This is a genomic window from Mesorhizobium sp. M1406, assembly GCF_040317555.1.
In the GTDB taxonomy this organism is placed as follows: domain Bacteria; phylum Pseudomonadota; class Alphaproteobacteria; order Rhizobiales; family Rhizobiaceae; genus Mesorhizobium.
Map to the genome: position 1 here is coordinate 20,034 of NZ_JAMYKW010000037.1, position 19,286 is coordinate 39,319.

At 60.6% G+C, this 19,286-nt stretch carries 21 protein-coding genes and 1 pseudogene; 12 read left to right on the plus strand and 10 right to left on the minus strand.

The genetic code is table 11. From position 1 onward, the window contains the following. Positions 1 to 2: 2 nt before the first annotated feature. Entirely contained in the window at positions 3 to 914 is a 912-nt protein-coding gene (locus NKH03_RS24435; RefSeq protein ID WP_352971072.1) for a tyrosine-type recombinase/integrase, read from the minus strand. Positions 915 to 1,199: 285 nt separating this feature from the next. Here NKH03_RS24435 and NKH03_RS24440 point away from each other — a divergent pair, with 285 nt between their 5' ends. From NKH03_RS24440 to NKH03_RS35065, 6 genes are all read left to right on the plus strand, one after another. After that, a complete protein-coding gene (locus NKH03_RS24440) occupies positions 1,200 to 2,279 on the plus strand; it encodes an adenylate/guanylate cyclase domain-containing protein (protein ID WP_352971074.1) in 1,080 nt (359 codons plus the stop codon). Further along, positions 2,263 to 3,069: a tetratricopeptide repeat protein gene (locus tag NKH03_RS24445; protein ID WP_352971106.1), complete on the plus strand. Its 807-nt coding sequence runs from the start codon at positions 2,263 to 2,265 to the stop codon at positions 3,067 to 3,069. Before NKH03_RS24440 ends, NKH03_RS24445 begins: the two co-directional genes overlap by 17 nt. Beyond that, a complete protein-coding gene (locus tag NKH03_RS24450; protein ID WP_352971101.1) occupies positions 2,972 to 3,454 on the plus strand; it encodes a GNAT family N-acetyltransferase in 483 nt (160 codons plus the stop codon). The genes NKH03_RS24445 and NKH03_RS24450 overlap by 98 nt, the downstream gene beginning before the upstream one ends. Before the next feature lie 199 nt (positions 3,455 to 3,653). Further along, on the plus strand, positions 3,654 to 4,001 hold the full coding sequence (locus NKH03_RS24455) for a PAS domain S-box protein (RefSeq protein WP_352971076.1): 348 nt from the start codon (positions 3,654 to 3,656) through the stop codon (positions 3,999 to 4,001). 277 nt (positions 4,002 to 4,278) lie between these two features. Next, complete coding sequence (locus tag NKH03_RS24460; protein ID WP_352971078.1) at positions 4,279 to 4,710, plus strand: Ros/MucR family transcriptional regulator; 432 nt, start codon at positions 4,279 to 4,281, stop codon at positions 4,708 to 4,710. Between the two features lie 272 nt (positions 4,711 to 4,982). Continuing rightward, entirely contained in the window at positions 4,983 to 5,150 is a 168-nt protein-coding gene (locus NKH03_RS35065; RefSeq protein WP_502911050.1) for a sunset domain-containing protein, read from the plus strand. Positions 5,151 to 5,265: 115 nt separating this feature from the next. Here the strand turns inward: NKH03_RS35065 and NKH03_RS24465 are convergent, their stop codons facing one another. Further along, on the minus strand, positions 5,266 to 5,790 hold the full coding sequence (locus NKH03_RS24465; RefSeq protein ID WP_352872575.1) for a hypothetical protein: 525 nt from the start codon (positions 5,788 to 5,790) through the stop codon (positions 5,266 to 5,268). A 393-nt stretch (positions 5,791 to 6,183) separates the two neighbouring features. Here NKH03_RS24465 and NKH03_RS24470 point away from each other — a divergent pair, with 393 nt between their 5' ends. From NKH03_RS24470 to NKH03_RS24480, 3 genes are all read left to right on the plus strand, one after another. Beyond that, positions 6,184 to 6,435: a hypothetical protein gene (locus tag NKH03_RS24470; protein WP_352971080.1), complete on the plus strand. Its 252-nt coding sequence runs from the start codon at positions 6,184 to 6,186 to the stop codon at positions 6,433 to 6,435. Then, positions 6,404 to 6,583, plus strand: coding sequence for a hypothetical protein (locus tag NKH03_RS24475; protein WP_352872573.1), 180 nt, complete (start codon positions 6,404 to 6,406; stop codon positions 6,581 to 6,583). Before NKH03_RS24470 ends, NKH03_RS24475 begins: the two co-directional genes overlap by 32 nt. Positions 6,584 to 6,886: 303 nt before the next feature. Beyond that, on the plus strand, positions 6,887 to 7,681 hold the full coding sequence (locus NKH03_RS24480) for an inositol monophosphatase family protein (protein WP_352872571.1): 795 nt from the start codon (positions 6,887 to 6,889) through the stop codon (positions 7,679 to 7,681). Here the strand turns inward: NKH03_RS24480 and NKH03_RS24485 are convergent. Genes NKH03_RS24485 through NKH03_RS24495 form a run of 3 tightly spaced genes read right to left on the minus strand, consistent with a single transcriptional unit; the run spans position 7,671 to position 12,067 of the window. Continuing rightward, on the minus strand, positions 7,671 to 8,747 hold the full coding sequence (locus tag NKH03_RS24485) for an ABC transporter ATP-binding protein (protein ID WP_352872570.1): 1,077 nt from the start codon (positions 8,745 to 8,747) through the stop codon (positions 7,671 to 7,673). The two genes, NKH03_RS24480 and NKH03_RS24485, sit on opposite strands and share 11 nt — an antisense overlap. Beyond that, the gene (locus NKH03_RS24490) at positions 8,747 to 10,984 is read right to left on the minus strand and encodes an ABC transporter permease (RefSeq protein ID WP_352872569.1); all 2,238 of its coding nucleotides are present in this window, start codon (positions 10,982 to 10,984) and stop codon (positions 8,747 to 8,749) included. The genes NKH03_RS24485 and NKH03_RS24490 overlap by 1 nt, the downstream gene beginning before the upstream one ends. A gap of 54 nt (positions 10,985 to 11,038) precedes the next feature. Then, a complete protein-coding gene (locus tag NKH03_RS24495) occupies positions 11,039 to 12,067 on the minus strand; it encodes an ABC transporter substrate-binding protein (protein ID WP_352872567.1) in 1,029 nt (342 codons plus the stop codon). 567 nt (positions 12,068 to 12,634) lie between these two features. Here NKH03_RS24495 and NKH03_RS24500 point away from each other — a divergent pair. The 3 genes from NKH03_RS24500 (at position 12,635) to NKH03_RS24510 (ending at position 14,123) form a co-directional block, all read left to right on the plus strand. After that, positions 12,635 to 12,847: a hypothetical protein gene (locus NKH03_RS24500; RefSeq protein ID WP_352872566.1), complete on the plus strand. Its 213-nt coding sequence runs from the start codon at positions 12,635 to 12,637 to the stop codon at positions 12,845 to 12,847. Positions 12,848 to 13,080: 233 nt separating this feature from the next. Continuing rightward, positions 13,081 to 13,467 carry a hypothetical protein gene (locus NKH03_RS24505; protein WP_352872597.1) on the plus strand — a complete coding sequence of 129 codons (387 nt, stop codon included), beginning with the start codon at positions 13,081 to 13,083 and terminating at the stop codon, positions 13,465 to 13,467. 143 nt (positions 13,468 to 13,610) lie between these two features. After that, entirely contained in the window at positions 13,611 to 14,123 is a 513-nt protein-coding gene (locus NKH03_RS24510; protein ID WP_352971084.1) for a DEAD/DEAH box helicase family protein, read from the plus strand. A gap of 353 nt (positions 14,124 to 14,476) precedes the next feature. Here the strand turns inward: NKH03_RS24510 and NKH03_RS24515 are convergent, their stop codons facing one another. The 5 genes and pseudogenes from NKH03_RS24515 to NKH03_RS24540 form a co-directional block, all read right to left on the minus strand. Further along, on the minus strand, positions 14,477 to 16,369 hold the full coding sequence (locus tag NKH03_RS24515; protein WP_352872563.1) for an ABC transporter ATP-binding protein: 1,893 nt from the start codon (positions 16,367 to 16,369) through the stop codon (positions 14,477 to 14,479). A gap of 440 nt (positions 16,370 to 16,809) precedes the next feature. Continuing rightward, the gene (locus tag NKH03_RS24520) at positions 16,810 to 17,181 is read right to left on the minus strand and encodes a nuclear transport factor 2 family protein (protein ID WP_352872561.1); all 372 of its coding nucleotides are present in this window, start codon (positions 17,179 to 17,181) and stop codon (positions 16,810 to 16,812) included. A gap of 111 nt (positions 17,182 to 17,292) precedes the next feature. Further along, positions 17,293 to 17,455 (minus strand): annotated as a pseudogene (locus NKH03_RS24525) (SAM-dependent methyltransferase); the annotation flags it as partial. A gap of 15 nt (positions 17,456 to 17,470) precedes the next feature. Next, the gene (locus NKH03_RS24530) at positions 17,471 to 18,244 is read right to left on the minus strand and encodes an alpha/beta fold hydrolase (RefSeq protein ID WP_352971086.1); all 774 of its coding nucleotides are present in this window, start codon (positions 18,242 to 18,244) and stop codon (positions 17,471 to 17,473) included. A 510-nt stretch (positions 18,245 to 18,754) separates the two neighbouring features. Next, the gene (locus NKH03_RS24540) at positions 18,755 to 19,267 is read right to left on the minus strand and encodes a cytochrome P460 family protein (RefSeq protein WP_352971089.1); all 513 of its coding nucleotides are present in this window, start codon (positions 19,265 to 19,267) and stop codon (positions 18,755 to 18,757) included. Positions 19,268 to 19,286 lie beyond the last annotated feature (19 nt).

Sequence of the window (19,286 nt, forward strand, 5' to 3'; positions counted from 1 at the left end):
CGTCAGCCGTCCGGTCTCGTCTCCTCGTCTGCCTCTGCCTGCAGCGTGATCCGGTCGAGCGGGCTTATCACGGTGTGGATCGTCTTGGTGGCCACGCGGGCATAGAGCGCGGTGGTATTGAGCCGGGCATGTCCGAGCAGGACCTGGATGACGCGGATGTCGACGTCCTGCTCCAAAAGATGGGTGGCAAAGGAATGTCTCAGCGTGTGCGGCGTCACCCGCTTCTTGATCTCGGCGGCCTCGGCTGCGGCATGAACGGCGCGGTTCATCTGCCGCGTGGAGAGCGGCGTGATCGGGTTGCGGCCCGGAAACAGCCAGCCCCTCGGCAACATCACGCCGCGGCGTTTGCCCTCACGCCACCAGGTGCGCAGCAGGCCGAGCAGTTGCGGCGACAGCATGGCGTGGCGGTCCTTGCGGCCCTTGCCTTGTTCGACGCGGATCAGCATGCGTGTGCTATCGATGTCGGTCACCTTGAGCGCCACGATCTCCGACACCCGCAACCCGGCGCCGTAGGCCGTGCCGAGGGCGGCCTTGTACTTCGGACCCGGTGCGGCTTCGAGCAGCCGCGCCACCTCCTCGACGCTCAGCACCAGCGGCAGCTTGCGCGGCTCGTGGATGATCGTGAGACGGCGGGAAAGATCGGGCCGGTCGAGCGTCACGGTGAAGAAGAAGCGCAGCGCCGAGACCGAGCTGTTGATGCCGGGCGGCCGCATGCCGGCTTGCGTCTGGTGCAGTTGGAAACGGCGAAGATCCTCAGTCGTTGCCGTGTCGGGCGAGCGCCCGATGAAGGCTGCAAACGCCTTCACGCAACGGATATAGTCACGGCGCGTATCCTCGGTGAAGCCGCGCATGGACATGTCTTCGATCATGCGCTCGCGAAGCGCGCTGCTGGATGGATGCGTAGGGACGGTCATCGGATGCTCCTCTCAAGCTGAAGGTTGACACTTCATGCTCGGAGGCCGATGGCCGTCCGTCACCCCTGATCGATCAAAGCCTCACCGACGCTGCCGACGAAGCACACACCCCAAAGCCCGCGCCCCTCCCGCGAGCGGGTTCGTTCTCTGATCCCAAGCGGACGCTCATTCGCCCCGGCCAAATTCACGCCCATGACCCCTTCCGGACCTTCCCCGAGGCAAGGGGAAATCCAGGCTGATAGACTCCTTCACGGAGCGTCGGTACACTGCAGGACTGCTTTCAAAATGACCGACGAACGCATCCAGCGTCGACTCGCCGCCGTAATGGCGGCCGATGTCGTTGGCTACAGCCGCCTCATGGAAGAGGATGAGGCCGGCACGCTGGCCGCGCTCAAGTCCAGACGCAAGCAAGTGCTGCAGCCGTTGGTCGCCAGGCACCATGGCCGAGTCTTTAAGGTGACCGGCGACGGCGTGATGGTGGAGTTCGCCAGCGCCGTCAATGCTTTGCAATGCGCGTTAGATGTGCAGCATGCAATGGCTACCGCCAATGGCGCTCTGCCTGAGAAGCTCCATATTGTGCTGCGCATCGGCGTCAATTTAGGTGATGTGATGGTCGAGGGCAGCGACCTCTATGGCGATGGCCTCAACATCGCTGCGCGCCTAGAAACCACCGCCGAGCCGGGCGGCGTCCTCATCTCCGGAACGATCTACGACCAAGTCCGGAACAAGATCGACGTTGATTTTGATGATCTCGGTGCCCAGACGGTGAAGAACATTGCCCTGCCAGTTCGCATCTACCGCGTTTCCAGCACGCCGCCTACTTTGATTTCCGCACCCACGGCGATCACCCACAAGCCTTCCATTGCCGTTCTGCCATTCACGAACATGAGCAGCGACCCCGAGCAGGAGTACTTCGCTGACGGTCTGGCAGAAGACTTGATCACTGACTTGTCGAAGGTGCCTGGTCTGTTGGTGATCGCACGGAATTCCACATTCGCCTACAAGGGGAGGTCCGTCGATGTCCGCTCCGTCGCCAGGGATCTCGGGGTGCGCTATGTGCTTGAAGGAAGTGTGCGCAGAGACAAGGCCCGGGTGCGGATCAATGCCCAGCTAATCGACGCGACGGACAGCAGTCACCTTTGGGCTGATCGCTTCGACCGCGATTTGGCGGACATCTTCCTATTGCAGGACGAGGTCGTCGGTACGATTGTAAGTGCCCTGTCTGGTGTATTGCCGGCCGCTGCGCCTTCAGGCACGCGTAGGGCGGCTAGAAGCATACGATCTCTTCGTCCGCGGCCGGGCGCTGGTGACTCAATCCCCCGAGAGCAACAGGGCCGCTCCCGCCCTCTTGGAAAAGGCAATTGAGCTTGATTCCCGCTTCGCCGACGCTCACGCTTGGCTCGCGATGAGCCATCATTTCGCGTGGGCGTACTGGCTGGATGCTCCGGAGCGCCATCATTCGCTGGCTCTGGCGGCAGCCCTATGCGCCGTATCGCGTGACACGGAAAATGCCGTGGCCCATGCAATTCTCGGCGACGTGCTGATCTACGACGGCAAGCCGGATGAAGGCGCGGCGGAATTGGCCACTGCCCTTCGAATCAATCCCAATCATGCCGATGCCTGGGCATTCCTGGGGCAACTGAAGGCATTCGAGGGAAAGGCTGTCGTGGGCATTGGACATTTGCGCCACGCCCTTCGCCTCAATCCGCACCCACCAGGGTGGTACTACTGGCTTCTCGGCTCGCCCAATACGCAGCGGGTCAATACGCCGATGCCGTCGAAACACTCCGGCATGAGTCAACGCACCGGCTCGGCTCGCAACGTATCTTGGCTGCAAGTCTGGCGCGGCTGGGGCATATGGAAGACGCCAGGGAAGAAGCAAGGCAATTTCTCGCCTCGAATCCGGATTTCTCGATACAGCACTGGGCCAGCACACAACCGTTCCGGCACGAGGTTGATCGACAGCATTTCATCGATGGCTATGAAGAGGCCGGCCTGCCACGGTAGGGTTGGACGCGGCCGCAACCTCATCCGTGCAAATTTGGATATTAGCCTTGCTGACCATTCGCACTGCCACACTTGCCGACGCAGACGCCATTTGGAGCATACTCGAGCCCATCTTGCGGGCAGGCGAAACCTACGCGCTGCCGCGTGACTGGAGCAGATCCGACGCGCTGGCATACTGGTTTTCCCCGGATCACGAGGTGTTCGTCGCAGAGACGGACGAACTGGTGATGGGAACTTATTATCTGCACGCGAATCAACGGGGCGGCGGCGCCCACGTCGCCAACTGCGGTTATATCACCGCGCCGGAATCGGTCGGCCGGGGTGTTGCAACAGCGATGTGCCAGCACTCTCTGGTTCACGCGGCTGCGCGAGGCTTCCGGGCCATGCAGTTCAATTGTGTGGTCAGCACCAACGAACGCGCGGTTAAGCTTTGGCGTCATCTTGGATTCGACGTTGTCGGAACGATTCCGCAAGGTTTCGAGCACCCGGTTCCGGGGTTTGTGGACACGCTGGTAATGCACCGAACGCTCTGATTGCCCTGGTCCAGGCGCATCGCAGCCCTAAGTGTGCAATGTCCGGATGTGGCGCTTCTTGTCCTGCTGGTGCGAGCGCTTCCCCACCTCCGCACCGTACTGCAGTCGGATTCAGGCATCTTGCCGGAACTCACGATAATCGTCATCCTTGCCAGCCCGACGGCCAGCGTTCCGACCGGTCGTCACGGAGTGCCCGCTCTTGCAAGAAGACGACGCCAGAAACGTCCAAGAGGCGATCCTCGCTTCGGTGGTTCGCTCATCGCTCGACTGCGTGATCGTCACGGACGAAGCCGGATTGGTTGTGGAATTCAACCCGGCGGCCGAGGAGACCTCCGGCTATTCGCGCGCTGAAGCGGTCGGCAGACAGATCTCGGAGCTCATCGTCCCGCCGCATCTGCGCAAGGCGCACGCAGACGGGCTTGCGGCCTATCTTGCGGGTGGCGTCCCGCTCGTTGCTCGGGCGTCGCACAGAGCAGACTGCCATGCGAACACACTCGTGTCGCTGCTCCAGCGCGTCCTCGCGAATATCGAAGCGCTTGAGCAGTGAGCAAGGCATACCGATCGAACCACGGCTAGCGGAAACAACGACCGAACTGTTCCGAACGTCGTCGAGGCTCGTATGACATACGCATGGAGAGCGAAAGCGGTGAAACCATGAGCGCCGGCAGGCCTGCGTCACGCCCCTTTTCAGCACACCGTTGGTCATGCGATGGCGCCGAGGCTCATTGTTAACACCAGCACGGATAGTTGGTGTTAACAGTGCAGTGATTGCGCTCACTGAACTTCCCGCGTAGGAGCGAGATAGTCAACAAGGAGACCGAACTATGGACGACGCAGGCGAGCAGTCGGGCATCGATCTGTTGGGGCTGACCGCAGACATTGTCGCCGCCTATGTTCAGAACAACGCGACTCCGGTGTCGGGTCTCTCGGATTTGATCCTCAGCGTCAATTCTGCTCTGTCAGGGTTAATAGAGCCCGTCGCCCCACCGCCACCAGTGCTGACTCCAGCGGTAAATCCGAATAAGTCGGTGTTTCCCGACTACATCGTAAGCCTCGAGGATGGGCGCAAGTTCAAATCTATGAAACGCCACCTAGGTTTGCTGGGCATGACACCGGACCAGTACAGAGCTAAGTGGGGTCTTGCGAAAGACTATCCTGTGGTGGCGCCGAGCTACGCGGCCCAGCGATCAGCGCTCGCAAAATCCATGGGCCTTGGCCGCAAGGCAGCTGCGAAAACGCCGCTGAGGAAAGCGTAAAGGCGAAAAGCTTAGGCGTCCCTCGGTATCTGTAACTTCTAGACTTCCGCTCCTAACGGACGCATTCTCCCTCCTGGGAGAGGGCGATGGGCAAAGCAGTTCATCTCAAATGGACAGGACGACGAAGGCCATGGTGGCACTCGCATCGCGCCAGTCACCTCGTAATGGTTCTTGTACTACTTGGGTTTACGTCCGTTGCTTGCGGCGATCAGCGCCAGCTCCCGCGGGTCCATTCGTCCGGCACTTCACCGAGCTATGTCGCGGCGCGGAATATGGGCTGCGACATCAAGGGGAACATTAACGAGCGCGGCGAGCGCATCTATCACATCGCCGGCCAAGCATATTATTCGGCAACGCGCGTGAATCCGGCCCGAGGCGAGCGCTGGTTCTGCTCGCAGTGGCAAGCATGGTGGGCCGGTTGGCGGAAAGCCAAGGTGTGATGGTGGCGACCGCCTTGGACCTGTTCATTGCCCTTGATAGCCGCGAATAGCCCTCATGGCTCTCCCGGCCCGTCTTCACTCCGTGAATCCAGAGAACCGGCCGGGCGCATCCAGATCACGCCGGAAGGATCGGAGAGCGTGCCTTCGCCTGAAACGAGTGACGAGTGGCGACAACAAGATTGAGTGCAATGGCGTTTCGCTGCGGAGCCGATCCGGACGTGTCGTCACGCCAATTCCATCGCGTTGGCCGAAATGCTATCCGGATCGACAAGCACTCGCTTTCACCTCGTTCGATTGAGATTGCCAGGACCGCTGATTTGGGGATGCTCACTCGCGCCACGACCGGCTCTGGCACCGGGACGCCGCGATGGCCCCTTGCGAAGGATTCGGCAATCCGTCGGTCGGTCGTCCAAGACAGGCCGTGCAGGCGATCCCTGCTACACCCACGATAGATCTGAATGACATCGGGTAGCTGATCGTAGAACACGCGATCCTGGCCTTCCAGGAAATCCTCCATCGGCTGATGGAACTGCAGCAGTTCCAGGAGTTCATCCTGCTGATGCCAGGTCGCGTCCGACGTCGGCCAGACGTTGTGGAATACGCCAGAACAACTCGGCTGGAAGATACCATCGTCCAGCATGAACTGAAGCCGGTTGACCGAGTCGAGCCCTCCAAGGATTCGCTTCCACGTCACAGTCAACCTCGATCACAGTAACTCCCGGAGTGAGTGCAAAAGAAAACCAGCGACCTGCCGGTTTGGCAATTTCAGCGAGCGGCACTGCCAGTATGAGAACGTGCCCGGAAGCGCGGCAACAACCAGCAAAAGCGTCGACTGCTGGGGCGAACCGACGCGGTCCCGCGTGTCAGATCCTGTTTTCCCAACCCTGTCAGATTTTTCCAGCACTCTTCCAAATTCAATTTTTCGAGGGTGTCATGGTCCATCAGGCTTCCTCTGGGAACTCACCCACTGGCTGCTGCCCGAAGACAACTTTGGACCGGAAGCGGATGTCGTCTTCTGGCTCTGCAAGGAAGATTGCAGACGATCAACCTACTGGAGATGGGTCGTGGGGCGCTCGGCGGCGGCGATGCCCGAGCGCCTGGACCTTGGCTAGGTCTGGTCGATTCGTTTGCCGGCAAGATCGGCGCCTATCTCGTCAAGGATTGGTGGATGGCGCTAGTGTCTCGGTTTGAAATTTTAGACACCTCAGAAGCGACCGTTCAGCTAAGCATCGAGATGTGGTATGATTCGCCTCATGGGGAAGAAGAAGGCAAAGCAGGCGATTGATGCGCCGTTAGAGGGCGGGCTTGAAGCGGAGGCAGCCTACTATGCCCGCAAGGTTGGCATCACTAGAGACGAGGCCGCCAAGATCATCCGGGAAGCGCAGGCACCGAAGCGCTGGATTGTCCACAAGGACGCCGTGACGGGCAGGTAACCGCTTAGCTACCTGCTTTTTGTAAAGGACCGCGCTTGCCCACCTTCGGCGCAACGGCTTCCATCACTGAGGCATACCTGGATGGCGCGCTGGTCGTGGTCGGTCAGCTCATGCGGGATAGTCAGGGCTGACCGGCGAGCAAGACAATCAGGCGAGCCCTCCACGCAGTAGCGCACATCTTGACCGTACAAACGACGACGATTTCGCGCAGGTGCAGAGCTCATCATTTGCACCCTGTCATCTCTACCGCTACGTTTCTCCACCCAGCCCGTTTCCAGCCCGCGTTCATATTCTGAAGGACCCATGACATCCGATAACAAAGCGCGTGAACATTTCGCCATCGATCTCGCGCGACGCGCCGGTGAGTTCGGCCTGAAATATTTCCGCGATCTCGACAGCCTTACCATTGAGAGCAAGGGCCATCAGGATATGGTTTCGCAGGCCGACCGAGAGGTCGAGCTGTTCATCCGCGCGGCGATGAAAGCTGCCTATCCGGACGACGGCATTGTCGGCGAGGAACATGCCTCGGTCGCCGGATCGACCGGGCATGTCTGGGTGATCGACCCGATCGACGGCACTGCGAATTTCGTGCGCGGCATTCCGGCTTGGTGCGTGGTCATCGCCTGCGCCAAGGATGGTGATACCGTGGTCGGCGTCATCCACGAGCCCTCCACCGGCGAGACCTTCCATTGCCGCAAGGGCGGTGGTGCGTTTCTCAACGGCAAGCCGATCAGGACAAGTGCCGTCACCAGCCTGACCGAAGGTTCGGTCGGCATCGGCTTCTCCAACCGCGCCGAGATGCAAAATATCGTTACGCTCATCCGCTCTCTGGTTGCCGAAGGCGGCGTGTTTTTCCGCAACGCTTCGGGTGCGCTCATGCTCGCCTATGTCGCTGCCGGCAGGTTGCTGGGCTATGTCGAGGAGCACATGAACGCTTGGGATTGCCTGGCCGGCATGCTTTTGGTGGAGGAAGCCGGCGGCACAATCGTCAAGCCGGACCCGAGGACCGTTCTGGAGAAAGGCACGCTGGTGATCTGCGCCGGCAACGGTGTGTTCGCCCAGATTCGCGACCTCTGCGTCGAACCCTTCAAGCTTTGATCAGAACCGGGCCGCGCTCCGGAAAGCCGATGCCGACACTGTGGCCCGCCTGAAACGGCTCATCGACGTTGCGCGACAACACGAACACGTCGCCAAGCGCCGTGGCAATGACCAGTTCGAGATGGCTGCCGGCATAGGTGACCTTTACGACCGTACCTGCGATCGTCTGCGGCGCGCCGGCAGGACCGATCTCGATGCGACTTGGACGGACGGCCAGCTTCGCCGGGCCGGCCCGGTGCCCACGCGCCGGCAGTTTCAAGGTAAGCGAACCTAGCCGAACGGCCGCTTCGTCCCCTTGCACTGAGACCACCTCGCAATGCAGTATATTAGCTTCACCGATGAAGTCGGCAACGAAAGCGTCGGCTGGCGCATCGTAGAGTTCGCGTGGCGTGCCGTCCTGTGCGACCACTGCCTTGTTCATGACGATGATGCGGTCCGAAACCGCCAGCGCCTCTTCCTGGTCGTGCGTGACATAGACCACGGTCAGCCCGAGCTTTATCTGGATCTCCCTGATTTCCTCGCGCACGTGCCGGCGCAGTTTGGCGTCGAGGTTGGAGAGAGGCTCGTCGAACAGCAGCACTTGCGGTTCGAGCACCAGCGCGCGCGCCACCGCCACGCGCTGCTGCTGACCACCCGACAGTTCGCTGGGCAGGCGCGCCTCGAAACCGGTCAGGCCGACCAACTCCAGCCCGGCGCGGGCGCGGGACGCGGCCTCCTTCTTGCCATGGCCGGAGAAGCGCAAACCGTAGGAGACGTTTTCCATCACCGTCATGTGCGGGAACAACGCATAGGACTGGAACACCATGGATACGTCGCGGTCGGTGGCCGGCAGCCGAGTCACGTCGTCGCCGCCGATCAGGATACGGCCGCTGGACGGCATTTCCAGGCCGGCTATCATGCGCAGCGTCGTCGTCTTGCCGCAGCCGGAAGGTCCGAGAAGTGTCACCAGCTTTCCGGCTTCGATTGCAAGTGAGATGTCGTTCACCGCCGGCGTACTGGCACCTGGATAAGTCTTGGTGACATGCTCGAAAGTCACCGAGGCTGCATTGCCGCGAATTTCGGCCATCACCCGGCTCCTGCTATTGTCGTCTGGCCGCCTGGCGTTGCGGGCAGGCTGACATTGGTGCGTACGCTCCAGCCGCCGTCGCCCCCCTGGATGCCGCGCCGGCCGATATTGCGGCTGCCGACGACCAGCTGCATCAGGCCGATGACCACCAGCATGACGACGATCAGTACCGTCGAATAGGCGATAGCGATGCCGTACTCATTGTTCTCGACACGTCCGACGATGTAGCTGGTCGAAAGATCGTAGCGCGCACTGACCAGGAAGATGACGGCGCTGATTGCGGTCATCGCACGCACGAAGGAATAGACAAGCGCCGCCAGCATTGCCGATCTCAGCAATGGCAGGATGACGCGTCTGAAGGTCTGCCAGGAGTTGGCGCCAAGTGTGAGCGAGGATTCGTCCAGGCTGCGGTCGATCTGTGACATGGAGGCGACGCCGGCCCGCACGCCTACCGGCATGTTGCGGAAAATGAACGACAGCACGAGGATGATGCCGGTTCCGGTCAGTTCGATCGGCGGTACGTTGAAGGCAATGATGTAGCTGACACCGATGACGGTTCCCGGAATCGCGAACGACAGCATCGTCGCGAATTCGAAGGCATTCTTGCCACGGAAGTTCTGGCGAACGAGAAGGTAGGCGGTCAGAAGTCCTATCCCTGCGGTCAGCGGCGCCGATATCAGTGCTATTTCCATCGTCGTCCAGAACGAACTCCATGCCGAGCCCGACCAATGGATGCCGAATTCATTCCAGCCGATGGAGAATGCCTTCTTGTAGTTCTGCAATGTGAGGCTCTGATCGACGCCCCACAGCTTGACGAAGCTGCCATAGAAGATCACCGCGTAGACCAGCACGGTGAACGCCGTCCATATCCCAGCGATGATATATAGCGCGTGTGTCAGCCCCTCCGGCAAGCGTGGATGGACGCCGGCGTCGCCCTTGCCGGTGACAGTGGTATAGGAGCGCCTGCCGATCCAGAAGCGTTGCGCATAAAAGGCGCCAAGCGTGAAGCCTAGCAGCACCAGTGCCAAGATCGCCGCAAGTGCCGCATCGTTCTGCGCGCCGACAATGGCGAAGAAGATTTCCGTCGACAGGACATCGTAATTGCCGCTCAGCACCAGCGGATTGCCGAAGTCGGCCATGCTTTCGATGAAGCCGAGCAGAAAGGCGTTGGCGAGGCCTGGCCTCATCAGCGGCAAGGATACGGTCCAAAAGGTCTGCCAGCGGCTGGCGCGCAGCGTCTGCGAGGCTTCTTCCATGGACGGGCTGACGCCTTCGACAACGCCGATCAGAACCAGGAAGGCGATCGGGGTGAAGGCGAGAACCTGGGCGATGAGCAGGCCGGGAAGTCCGTATACCCAGCGTGTTGGCTGGATGCCGAAGACGCCGGCGACGCTCTGTGTCACTGCGCCCGACAGTCCGAACAACAGGATGATGGCAAGGCCGATGACAAAGGCCGGCGTGATGATCGGCAACACGGTCAGCGCACGCAGCAGCTTGCCGTGGCGGAAACCCGTGCGTGTCACGACAAGCGCGAACACCAGCCCCAGAAACATGGTCAGCAGACCGACGAGTACAGCGAGCAGCAGCGAGTTCCAGGCAACGCCGCAGCGGCTGCCGCCGGCCAGACAAGCCAGGCTCCAGAGGCGCGAACTGAACAATTTGGCCAGGAACGCGACAAGCGAATAGCCTCCGTCGTCGGTCTGCATGGCGTTGGCCAGCATCATCAGGATCGGCATGAAGATGAAGACGGAAACCACCGCGACGACAAAGCCGATTGAGCTGACGACGAATACGTCGCCGCCGACGGCACCGCGTGCGGCAATACCCAGGGTGAACAGGAACAGAAAGGCGCCACTGACCAGCAGGGCGCCGTAACCCATGCCGAACTGGCGGTCGCCAAGATCGCCGAACAGGCTGGTCAGCCAGCTGAACTGCCAGCCGTGCAATCCGATGGCGAAGCCCTGGAACAGAAGCCAGCCAAATCCAGTAGCGCCGACAATGACGAGCAGCCGGCCGAAAAACGGATCGGATTTGTTGCGACCCCACAGAAGCAGCGGCGCCGCCAGCAGGAAGCCGAGCGGCGCCAACCACAGTTTCCCGCCCTTGAGGGCCAGAACCAGCGCCGGTGCGAATTTGCTTTCGAACGGGTAGCCGTCTAACAGCCAGGAAAGGCCGAAGAACCCGTCCTCGATGCCGTACCAGGGCAGCAAGGCAAACCCCACCCATCCGATCGCCATCCAAAGGACGGCGGTCGGTTCAAGGGGCCAGCGGGTTTGACGAAAGCGCATCTGCTATTGCGGCAGCGACGCGACCTCCTCGTCCCACTTTTTCAGCAGGCGCTTGCGCTCTTCGCTCGACCCATACTTCTTGAAGTCGTAGTCGATCAGCTTGATGGCAGAGAGGTCAGGCGCCTTGTCGGAGGTTTTTGCCGCCTTGTTCGACGGAACCTGGAATGACCCCGCATCCTGCGCCTTAGACTGGACATCGGCCTCGAGCGCCCAGTCGTAGAATTTTTTCGCGGCTTCCATGTTGCGGGCGCCCTTGATGATCGATTCCGAGCCGATCTCGTAGCCGGTTCCCTCGCAAGGGGTGACCGGAACGATCGGGAAGCCGGCAACGACCTGCGACACGGCGTCGTGGATGAAGACGATGCCGATCGTGGTTTCACCAAGCCCGGCGGCCTTGATCGGCGCCGAGCCCGACTTGGTGTATTGGTTGACGTTCTTGTGCAGGGCTTTCAAGTACTCGAAGCCCTTCTCCTCGCCGAACAGCTGGACGATCGTCGCCAGCATGTTGTAGGCTGTACCTGAGGAATTCGGGTTGGCGACCTGAATCTGTCCCTTGTATTCCGGCTTGATCAGATCGGCCCAGCATTTCGGCTCGGGCAGATTGTTCTTGACGAGCAGATCCTTGTTATAGCCGAAGCCCAGTGCGCCGGAGTAGATGCCGACCGTGCGGTGGCCGGATGTTTCCGCCTGCTTGATCGCCCAGGGCTGCAACTGATCGATCAGGGGTGATTTGTACTCCTCGGTCAGACCCTCCTCGGCCGCCTGTAGGTGCGGGTCACCGGTGCCGCCCCACCAGATGTCACCCTTGGGATTGGCCGCCTCGGCGCGCAGCTGCGCGTAGATTTCGCCGGCGCTCTTGCGGGTCATGTCGACGGTGATGCCGGTCTTTTCCTCGAAGGCCCGCGCCGTCTGCTGGCACCAGACCTCGTCGACGCCGCAATACATGGTCAGGCTTTCGGCGGACGCCGATGACGACGCGCTCCACATGCCGGCGGCAAGGATACCGGCGCCGAGAATTGCCCTTTTTATCATGTTGAATTCCTCCCTAAGTTATTTGCCGACTTATGAAACCCAGATAGGCGGAAAATACAAGTTGGAAGCTAGCACCCGCCTGACCGAGTTGCAGCGCTTTCCATAGATGGCGCTGCGCATAACTCACAGTTTCCATCTTACTGAGGCCGCCTGCTCACTGGCGGCTGTAGCGAAACGTGGGATGCAATTCGAGCACCCGGGCGCCAGCAAGCGCCTTGCGCAGCGCAGACATTTGTACCTGCAGGGTATTGTCCCCCACCACCATTCGCTGTCGAAGAGTTCGAGCTTACCGACCACCGATTCCGGCGTTTTCAGCAACGCGCCAAGGATATCGAAGCAACGCGATGGAAGCTCTATCGGCCCGCCCGGGCCGAGCAATTGCCGTTCCGCGCGTTTCATCTGGTAAGGTCCGAAGTGGATGCCCATTCGACAGTTGTCGCGTCCGAGTACTGCAGCTTAGCTGAAGCCACGGCGAAAGCGAACTTCAGTGTTGTTCAGGATTTTTCAGGTTCGCGCCAAGGACCCGTGCGTCAACCTAGGCGATGCTCATGGCTACAGGAGGACGCCATGGCCGATATCGCCACCCACCTAGTCACCCATTCAAGACTGCTCCCCAAACTAGGCATCGGTGCCGCACTGTTTGCGATGACCAAGGTTCTGGGCGGAGCCTTTGAGATGGCGTACGTGGCACCTTACGAGACCATTGCTATTGCGCGTCGACCACCTCTCGCGGACCCATCTGATCTTCAGCGCCGCGATCCGAATCGTAAAGGGCATTAAGGACGAAGGTCTGCTTTCGGGAAGTCGCAAACTGATCTATTGCGGCCGGACATTGGGCGCGAAGCCGACGTTAGCGGCGAATTTGAACCGAATGCCCCGTCATCCCTTGTTCATGATTTGTGCTTCGAAAGTTGCATAAAGAGGCAACGTGGAACGAATCGGGAGGGCGGTTGGTGTGGGGATAATCAGACCTGGATTGCCGATTGTGCCAGCCGACGCGCATTTTCGTGGCGATGGTGGCGGAACATGTTGAATTGGCGTTGTTTGAGCAGTCACTTGGCAACATCGAAGGCCTGCATCGGCCGTTCTGTGATCGTGTGGCTGACGCTGCGGAGAAAACCGCAGGATCGGTTCTTTTCGACGTTCGTGTCGACGGCGATAGCTGCGTTCAGCGGATGGCCGCGATTGGGTATGGCGTCACGGGCACAGCAATAATCGTGATGGCGAAGAACGGACAACTTAAATGCGCATCGGTAAACGGGGACATCGCTGTTTTGGTGGCAGAATTGGCTGCCTGGTATGCGTCTCCGCTGAGTGAGCAAGCGAAGGTTGACCCCCGCGGAGCGGCCATCATCCTGCTAGCCAAGCTTCGGAGCTCCAATCACTTCGCCTGTTTCTAGCTGAGCGCCGCTTCGCCGGCGCGACGGCAAGGAGGCGGTGACGTCTCCGACACCAAGCTGCCTCTGATTAGGTGAATTCGTTGGTGAAGCGTCCGCAGTAGAGTCTCTTCTCACCGAATTGAAAGCCGTGGTAAACGGCGCCCATGGGCATCAGGAACTATCTGATCGAAGGCGGATCCGGCACTGGAAAAACGTCTGTCGCTACCGAGCTGGAACGGCGCGGCTACCACGTCATTCATGGTGACCGGGTCTTGGCCTATGTCGGCGACCCCGAGACAGGCCAGGCACTGGCCGGACCACCTGAAGGCGTCGCGGACCGCATCGCCTGGAGTTACGCGCACTGGATTTGGCCTGTCGACAAGGTCCGATCCTTGGTCGCCGACACCACCCACCGAGTCACCTTCTTCTGCGGCGGCTCCCGTAACTTCCATAAGTTCCTGCACCTATTCGACAAGATTTTCGTGCTCGAAATAGATGTCGAGACGCTGAACCGACGTCTGGATGGACGGCCAACGGAGCCGGGTTTCGAGCCAGACGAGCGTGCGTTGGTACTCCGCTATCATGGGACCCGCGAATACCTTCCCGTCGGGATCAATATCGACACGGCCGGCACCGTCCCGAGTGTCGTCGACGATATCCTTGTTCGGCTGGCCTAAGGCCTTGAAAGTGTTGCGAATGGGATGGGGCTCGACCATCCACGACAAGCCAGCTTCGAAGCCTGGCATGTCAAGCGCTTCTCGCTGATCGAGATACGCAAGAGCCGGACCGATTGCATCGCTTGGCTCAAGATGCACGACTATCCGCTGCCGCCGAAATCAGCCTGCATGGGATGTCCATGCCATCAAGACCCTCAACCTCAACGTCAAGGCGCGCATCGAGTGCGTCGACTTGGGTGGTGGCCGCTCCGCAACCTGCCGCAAGATTATGTTCGTTCGGCTGGACCAGATCTATGGGCTAGCGGAAGTCCGCGGCGGGGTCGTTCTTTCGCGCTCCTCCATGCGCACGCCGATTAGATGCTGGCCTGCGCCTTGTAGAGGTGGGCATAGGCTCCTTCGGCAACGATGAGAGCTTCATGGGTCCCCTGTTCTGTGATCCCCTGTTCGGTCAGCACCAGGATCCGGTCCGTATTGCGAACGGTCGAAAGCCGATGGGCGATGACGATCGTCGTCCGCCCTTCGGCAAGGTCGAGTAATGCGGCCTGGACGGCCCGCTCACTTTCATTGTCAAGCGCGCTCGTAGCCTCGTCGAAGATCAGGATTGCTGGATCCTTGAGGAACGCGCGGGCGATGGTTAGGCGCTGCTTCTGGCCCCCGGACAGTTTCACACCGCGCTGTCCGATATCCGTGGCGTAGCCATTCGGGAGCGCCATGATGAAATCGTGAGCGTTGGCCGCCTTTGCCGCCGCGATGATTTCGGCTTCCGACGCATCCGGCCGCCCGTAGCGGAGGTTTTCCGCCACCGTACCGGCGAACAGATAGACGTCCTGCTGCACGACACCGATGCTTTGCCGCAGCGACTTCAAGCCGATGTCGCGGATGTCGGCACCGTCGATCAGGATCGCGCCTTCACTCACCTCATAAAAGCGCGGGATCAGCGCGCATAAGGTGCTCTTGCCGACGCCGGAGGCGCCGACGAGGGCCACGAACTCGCCGGGAGCAATATCGAGGGACAGTTCTTTGAGAACATGTGGCCCGTCCTCTTCGTAACGGAAGCCGACATCGCGAAACGCCAGGGCGCCGCGCGGGCGGGAGATGTCGGAGGCAGCCGACCGATCCACGATCTCCGGCTCCACCTCCAAGATCTCCATCGCCCGACTGAAGCCGGTGTAACCCTCCTGCCAGAGCCGCACGAAATTTGCCAGGCGTTTGACGGGATCGACGAGCACCGCGACGCACAGAAGGAAGGTCATCATATCCGCAACGCCGAGCTCGGCATTGACGACCCTGACGGCGCCCATGACGATGACGGCGACCGTGATAAGCTGTGCGAAGGTCGTGTTCCCGACCGAGAAGAAGGCCTCGCTCCTGTAGCCTTCCCTACGGCTCTGAAGAAAACGGGCATTCTCCTCGTCGAAGCGGCGGATCTCGAGGTCCTCATTGGCAAAGGATTGGACAACGCGGATACCGGCAAGCGAATCCTCGATGCGTTCATTGACCGCCGCGATCCGCTCCTTGCTGAGCCTTAGCGCCCGGTTCATGCGGCGGTTGAAATGCAACGCGTAGAACACTGCAAAGGGCGTAGCCCCGAGGATAAGCAAGGTGAGCGGCAGGTCGATATAGGCCAGGAGGAGAATTGCGCCCGCGAATTTGAAAACCGCGATCGCCATATCCTCAGGCCCGTGATGGAAGAGCTCGCCCAACGAAAATGAGTCGTTGGTCATGCGGCTCATCAACTGGCCGACCCGCTGGCGATCGTAAAAGCTGAACGCGAGCTTTTGGCAGTGTTCGAACAGCTCCTTACGCAGCGCGCTCTCGATCTTCGCGCCCATGACGTGGCCCTGATAGTCGACGAACAGGCTGCCGAGCACTTCCACCGCCAGCAGGGCGAGCATGGCCCCGCCCATCAAATAGATCTGATTGAGGGCTTCCGGTGCGCCGGGAAGCTGGACCAGATGTTTGGTGACGTAGCTGGCGCAGAGAGGCAGGAAGAGCGCTGTCACCGAAACCAGCAGCGCGCAGGCGAGATCGGCCGCCAGCAGCGGCAGATGCGGCCTGTAATAGGACAGGAACTTCCTGGCACGCGAATACGGCTTGCTGCGAGTAGGTCGCGTTCTGGGAAGCGGGTTATCAGTTGAATCGATTTCAGCCGTTGGGCCGATATTCGCTGCACTCGGCAGCCAGGGTTTCCGGTCGCTACGGGGCGTGCCTGCTTGCAAGGCGGCGCTGCGGAGTCGTGTTTGCATTACGCTTCATGTCCTGTTTGTGATCAGCTCCATTCTTGTTGGACATGAACGCTCTCATCGTGCTCTCCCCGTTCGGACGCCTGCGACGGGGCGAAATGTGCAATGCGCTCCATCGAAAATCAACCCTTTCCATAACCAAAGCGGTCCGGCATCGGCTGTCCGCGGACGCGGCCACAACGCGAAGGTCAGCTCAAGCTAGCCCCTCGGTGGGTGAATATGGCGAGCTGACAACCTTGGTGGCGACGTGCCGGACATGGAGTAAAGTCGGGCTTGGTCCAGGAGACCCAACCATGAGGGAGGAACATCTTTCCTGGCAGCGGCTTCGAATGTCTTCCGCGCTTGATTGGCATCTCGTAGAAGAGAGCGGCAAGGCGCATCGCGTAGTCCCACTTAGTGGTGGGATTTGGGGCGACGAAAAGATCAGACAGGAATGCCAACTCCTACTCCACGATCTTCCAGTATGAGTCCTTGCGGATCACCTTTCCGTCGCGAAACGTGTAGAAGTCACAACCTTGGACTTCCCTTCTCGTGCCCTCACGGGTGGTGCCGGTGAGGGCCCATTTCGACATGCCGGTGTCGGCAGCCTCGTCCGCAAAATGCTCAGCCTTGCCGTAATAGACATCGGGCAAGCCTTCAAAGCGCGTCGCCAGCGCGTCTCTTACGCTGCGCTTGCCCTCGCAACGAGTTCCCCAGGGCTCGGGTCCCCTCGGCATCTCCAGAACGCAGTCGTCGGCGAAGAACGCCATGATGCGATCAAGATCGTGCGCGTTGAAGGCTTCGCATATCTCCGTCAGTGTCGCTCGAATGTCCATTCGCCAACGCCTCCTCGAATTCGAAGTAGGTCATTGGCGGCGGACCCGGTCAAGTGTCCAAGCTTTCAAGCCCCCCTGGCCACGACCGCGATGAAGCGCAGCTTCCGCCACTCAACCCTTCTTGGCGAACGCCCAGACCATCAGCGGGTATTCCTCGTCGTTGCTGAGATCCCGCCACAGGCCGTAGGCGCGCACGGGCCACCGATATGGTCCTGGTGCAGGCCTTGTTGCCCCAGCCGTGGACCTTGACGTTGCCTTCAGGAAAGCCGCCCTCCGGCGGGCGCACCGGCTACTTTGCCGCGGCTGCACTCTCGATCAGCCTTGCGACGGGTTCGGGGTTCGATACCATCACTACATGCGAGGCACTCTTGACCACGACGGTCTGTCGCGAGTGCGCCCGCGCGGCCATGAATGCGAAAGCCTGCGGGGGGATGTTCCTGTCCTTGTCGCCATAGATGAACCACGTTGGTATTGTCTTCCAAGCCGGCGCGGTCTGGGGCTCGTTCAACGCCGCTTCGGTGATGGGCCGCTGCGTCGCGGCCATCAGCTTCGCCTCGGCATCGGAGACATCCGCTGCGAACTGATCGTGGAACTTGTCCTGCTGGATGTAGAGATCCTTGCCGCCGCCTGAAAGCGAAACCGGTGGAGCAAGGGTGGGACCGAGCGTGCTGCCGGGAAACTTGCCGGACAGCCCGGCAGCTGTTTCGCCAGCTTCCGGTGCAAACGCAGCTACATAGACCAGCGCCTTGACGTTGGCATCGCTGTTGGCGGCTTCGCTGATGACCGACCCGCCATAGGAATGCCCCACCAGGACGACGGGTGATCCAATGCCAGAAAGGATATCGGCAACATACTTGGCGTCATTCCTGACGCCCCGCAAGGGATTGGCGACGGCTACGACGGGATAACCATCCTTCTCGAGGATTTCGATGACACGGTTCCAGCTCGAGGTGTCGGCAAAGGCGCCATGAACCAGAACGACGGTGGGCTTCTCGGACTGCGCATGCGCACTGCCGAATATCGTTGCGGCGATCGCCAGCCCTGCAAGTAATTTCTTCATCATACATATCCTTTCGATGATCTTGATTGGTGCGGCTTTATCGTGATTGACGCAGGCGAGGAACGGAGATGTTCCGGAGTCTCCTTGAACTGGACCTGGGCGGCGTTGCCTGTCGGTGGAAAATCCGTGGACGCGCTCAACTCGCGCCATCTCTCAAGCTCCTCCAGCCTCGCGGTGTCGGCCTGCCCGATGATCTTCACAGCATCGCTTCCGAGCGGCAGGCGCACGATCCAACGCGGCGAGAGCCGCAGGATAGCTGTCTGTGCCGCGGCCGGGTCTGTGACGTCGAGTGCGGCCGTTCGGACGGCGTTGCCGTAGCGCTCCGCGCTCGGCCATATGCGCGGGCACGCGTGCGGTCGCCACCAGACGACGCCGGGGGTCAGGACGCTTCCGACAAGGCACGGCCGATGCCGCGCGAACTTCCAGTGATAAGCCATCTTTGGGACATGGCTGTCTCCTTCCATAGGTTGCCTAACCCCGCAGGGGCGTTCGGGCCGGACTCCAGTGAGCCCGTTAAGGCGCGTACCGCGTAAAGACGTAGTCAAGTCCCTGGACGCGCGCCTCATGACAGGCGAAGCAGGTTCGATGCTGGGTCTCGTCGGCCGGTTTGCCATCGACAAACCTGCCGAATCCCCATCCGCCGGTGGCGGCGTATTTCTTCGAATCCTTGACCATGATCTGGACGGTCGTGGCGGCGCCGGGAACGGAGGCGGATTCGAATTCGGGCGACTGGATATGCTTCCAAGCAAGCTTTGCGAGAACGGTCCCGTCAGGGAACGGCAACGTTCCGTCGCGGTATGCCTTGATCGCCACGACGTTGCCGAGGACCGCTCTAAGCTCGTTCAGGGGCTCTGCTTCCTCGGCCGGCGCGACCAGTTCCCATTGCCGATATCCATCGGGGATCGTGACGCCATAGATCGGCGATGAAGCCCGCGGCTTCGCATCTTCATTTGTAACGGCCACAGCCGCCAGGCCGGATGACGCAAGGATCGCAAACACGCACGGCACGAGGTAGATAGGGTTCATCGGAAAGCTCCGCTTGACT